The organism is Microbacterium sp. BF1, assembly GCF_019279095.1.
Taxonomy (GTDB): domain Bacteria; phylum Actinomycetota; class Actinomycetes; order Actinomycetales; family Microbacteriaceae; genus Microbacterium; species Microbacterium maritypicum.
Map to the genome: position 1 here is coordinate 1 of NZ_JAGYWT010000243.1, position 3702 is coordinate 3702.

Sequence of the window (3702 nt, forward strand, 5' to 3'; positions counted from 1 at the left end):
GCGTGGGCGGGGCCGGACTCCCCGCACCGCCCGTCTCGGCCGGCACCACGGCGCATCCCCCGAGCAAGAGTGTCCCGGCGAGCAGGAGCGACAAGACCGCGGAGGGATTCCGACGTGGCGTGATCGTCATGCCGTCATGAAACCACAGTGATGCTCCCGCAACGCCCTTTCGAGAGAGAAGGCCCTGCGGCGCGATGCGCGGCAGGGCCCTCCGTCGTTCCGACGTCCGTCAGACCATGCTCTTGGTGTGCCAGACGGTCTTGATCTCCGTGAACGCGCCGATCCGCTCCGGAGAGGCCACGACCTCACCCGGAGTCAGCACGCGCTTGAGCGTCTCGGCCGCAGCGATCTGCATGTCGACCCAGTCGAGAGCACCCGCACCCGCCAGGTCGAGCGCGTTCACGTCCTGGTGCGAGGCCAACCACGGGGCGATCTCCGCCGGCGAGCCCGTCAGCACGTTGACGACGCCACCGGGGACGTCGCTGGTGGCCAGCACCTCGGCGAGGCTGATGGCCGAGAGCGGGTGCTGCTCGCTCGCGACGACGACCACCGTGTTCCCGGCGACCAGAGCCGGAGCCACGACCGACACCAGACCGAGCAGCGCCGAGTCCTGGGGTGCGACGATCGCGACGACCCCGGTCGGCTCCGGCACGGAGATGTTGAAGTACGGACCCGAGACGGGGTTCGCGTTACCCGCCACCTGGGCGTACTTGTCGCACCATCCGGCGTACCAGACCCAGAGATCGATGGCTTCGTCGACCTGCGAGGCCGCGGCCGCAGCCGAGACGCCCTCCTGCGCCGAGATCTCCTCGACGAACTGCGCACGACGGCCTTCGAGCACCTCCGCGACGCGGTACAGGACCTGTCCGCGGTTGTAGGCGGTCGCACCGGACCAGCCCTTGACCGCAGCACGAGCGGCCACGACGGCGTCGCGAGCGTCCTTGCGGGAACCCTTCGCCGCATTCGCGAGGAAGGCACCCTTGGGGGTGAGCACCTCGTACGTGCGGCCGGATTCGCTCCGCGGGAAGGCCCCGCCGATCGCCAGCTTGTACGTCTTGGGCACGGTCAGTCGCTTGCTCATGCTGCGGCTCCCTTGAGGTAGGCGGTGAGACCCTGGCGGCCGCCCTCGCGGCCGAACCCGGACTCCTTGTAACCGCCGAACGGGCTCGACGGGTCGAAGCGGTTGAAGGTGTTGGCCCAGATGACACCGGCACGCAGGCGGTCGGCCACAGCGAGGATGCGCGATCCCTTGTCGGACCAGATGCCTGCGGACAGGCCGTAAGGCGTGTTGTTCGCCTTCGCGATGGCCTCGGCGGGTGTGCGGAAGGTGAGCACCGAGAGCACGGGGCCGAAGACCTCATCACGGGCGATGCGATGCGACGCCTCGACACCGGTGAAGATCGTCGGGGCGAACCAGAAGCCCTGCTCCGGGATCGCGCAGTCCGCACTCCAGCGCTCTGCGCCCTCGGCTTCCCCGATGTCGCTGAGCTCACGGATGCGCGCCAGCTGGGCTGCGGAGTTGATCGCACCGATGTCGGTGTTCTTGTCGAGCGGGTCGCCGAGGCGCAGCGTCGACAGGCGCGTCTTGAGCCGGTCGACGACCTCATCGTGGATCGACTCCTGCACCAGCAGGCGGCTTCCCGCGCAGCACACGTGACCCTGGTTGAAGAAGATCCCGTTCACGATGCCTTCGATGGCCTGATCGATGGGGGCGTCGTCGAACACGATGTTCGCGGCCTTGCCGCCGAGCTCCAGCGTCAGCTTCTTGTGGGTGCCTGCCACGGCCCGTGCGATGTCGCGGCCGACACCGGTCGAACCGGTGAAGGCCACCTTGTCCACATCCGGGTGGCGGACGAGAGTGGAGCCGGTGGCACCGGCACCCGTCACGATGTTCACGACACCGGCCGGAAGGTCGGCCTGCTGAAGGATCTCCGCGAAGATCAGCGCCGTGAGCGGCGTGGTCTCCGCAGGCTTGAGCACGACCGTGTTGCCGGCGGCGAGTGCAGGCGCGATCTTCCAGGCGAGCATCAACAGTGGGAAGTTCCACGGGATGATCTGCCCGGCGACGCCGAGAGCGCGGGGGTTCGCGCCGAGTCCGGCGTGATCGAGCTTGTCCGCCCAGCCCGCGTAGTAGAAGAACCACGAGGCGACCAGCGGCACGTCGACGTCGCGACTCTCCTTGATCGGCTTGCCGTTGTCGAGGCTCTCGGCGACGGCGAGCTCGCGGGCGCGCTCCTGCACGAGGCGCGCGATGCGGAAGAGGTACTTGCCGCGATCGCGGCCGCTCATCTTCGACCAGGTCTTCTCGTAGGCGCGACGAGCAGCGGCGACCGCGCGGTCGACATCCTCGTCACTGGCCGAGGCGATCTCGGCGATGTGCTTCTCCGTCGCCGGCGAGATGGTGTGGAACGGGGTGCCCGAGCCGTCGACGAACTCGCCGTCGATGAACAGGCCGTAGCTGTCCTTGAGGTTCAGGATCGCGGTGGACTCCGGTGCGGGAGCGTATTCCAGAAATGACATGTTCGTCTTCCCGTCAGTCGATCGTGACGTAGTCGGGGCCCGAGTAGTGGCCGGAGCTGAGCTTCTGACGCTGCAGGAGCACATCGTTGAGGAGGCTGGATGCGCCGAAGCGGAAGAGGTGCGGCTGGAGCCACTCCTCGCCCACGGTCTCGGCGACGGTCACGAGATACTTCACCGCGTCCTTCGAGGAACGGATGCCACCGGCCGGCTTGACGCCGATCTTCTCTCCGGTGCCACGGTGCCAGTCGCGCACGGTCTCCAGCATCAGCAGGGTGGTCGGGAGCGTCGCGGCGGGCTGGACCTTGCCGGTCGAGGTTTTGATGAAGTCGCCTCCGGCCAGGATGCCGAGCCACGAGGCACGCTTGATGTTGTCGTAGGTGTTCAGCTCACCGGTCTCCAGGATCACCTTGAGCGAGGCGTAGGAGCCATCTTCGCGACGGCACGCTTCCTTGACCTGGGCGATCTGGTCGAACACGAGACCGTAGCGGCCCGACAGGAACGCCCCACGGTCGATGACCATGTCGATCTCGTCGGCTCCAGCGGCGACCGCCTCACCGGTGTCGGCGAGCTTGATCGCGAGCGACGAGCGCCCGCTCGGGAATGCCGTGACGCGTTCAGACATCGTCAGGCGTGCTCCTCGTCGGGCGAGATGGTGGCACCGGCCGGGTTTCCGGTGCTCTTCTCCATGTCGATCGCCTGCTGCAGAAGCACCACGGCGGCGACCTGATCCACAATGCTACGAGAGTTCTTCTGAGATCTCCCCGAGCTACGCAGAGCGGCGTGGGCGCTCACGGTGCTGAGACGCTCGTCCACCAGCCGCACGGGAACACCGCTTCTCGTGTGAAGGGCAGCGGCGAACTCCCGCGCGTCCGTGGTCGATGCCGTGTCGGCACCCTGCATGTTCACGGGGAGGCCGACCACGAATTCCAGGGGGTCGTACTCCCCCGCGATCTGCACGAGGCGATCGATCGATAGGTCATCCCGCGGCACGGTCTCGACCGGGACGGCGAGCATCCCGTCAGGATCGCAGCGTGCGACACCGACTCTCGCCCTGCCGACATCGATGCCTAGCCGCACACCGCGGCGGAAGCCGCTCACGCGCTGTGCAGCTCCTGTGAGATGGCCTCGAGCGCTGCGGGAAGGGCCGCGGCATCCGCGCCACCACCCTGCGCGACATCGTCG

At 67.7% G+C, this 3702-nt stretch carries 3 protein-coding genes and 1 pseudogene; all 4 read right to left on the minus strand.

Going from position 1 to position 3702, the window contains the following annotated elements; all coding sequences use genetic code 11:
• Positions 1-229: 229 nt before the first annotated feature.
• Positions 230-1081, minus strand: a complete 852-nt coding sequence (locus tag KZA10_RS09635; RefSeq protein ID WP_017830300.1) for an aldehyde dehydrogenase family protein — start codon at positions 1079-1081, stop codon at positions 230-232.
• Entirely contained in the window at positions 1078-2520 is a 1443-nt protein-coding gene (locus tag KZA10_RS09640) for an aldehyde dehydrogenase family protein (protein ID WP_017830299.1), read from the minus strand. Before KZA10_RS09640 ends, KZA10_RS09635 begins: the two co-directional genes overlap by 4 nt.
• 13 nt (positions 2521-2533) lie before the next feature.
• Positions 2534-3127, minus strand: a pseudogene (gene deoC, locus KZA10_RS09645) (deoxyribose-phosphate aldolase); the annotation flags it as partial.
• A gap of 17 nt (positions 3128-3144) precedes the next feature.
• Positions 3145-3618: a Holliday junction resolvase RuvX gene (ruvX, locus tag KZA10_RS09650; protein WP_141386755.1), complete on the minus strand. Its 474-nt coding sequence runs from the start codon at positions 3616-3618 to the stop codon at positions 3145-3147.
• Positions 3619-3702 lie beyond the last annotated feature (84 nt).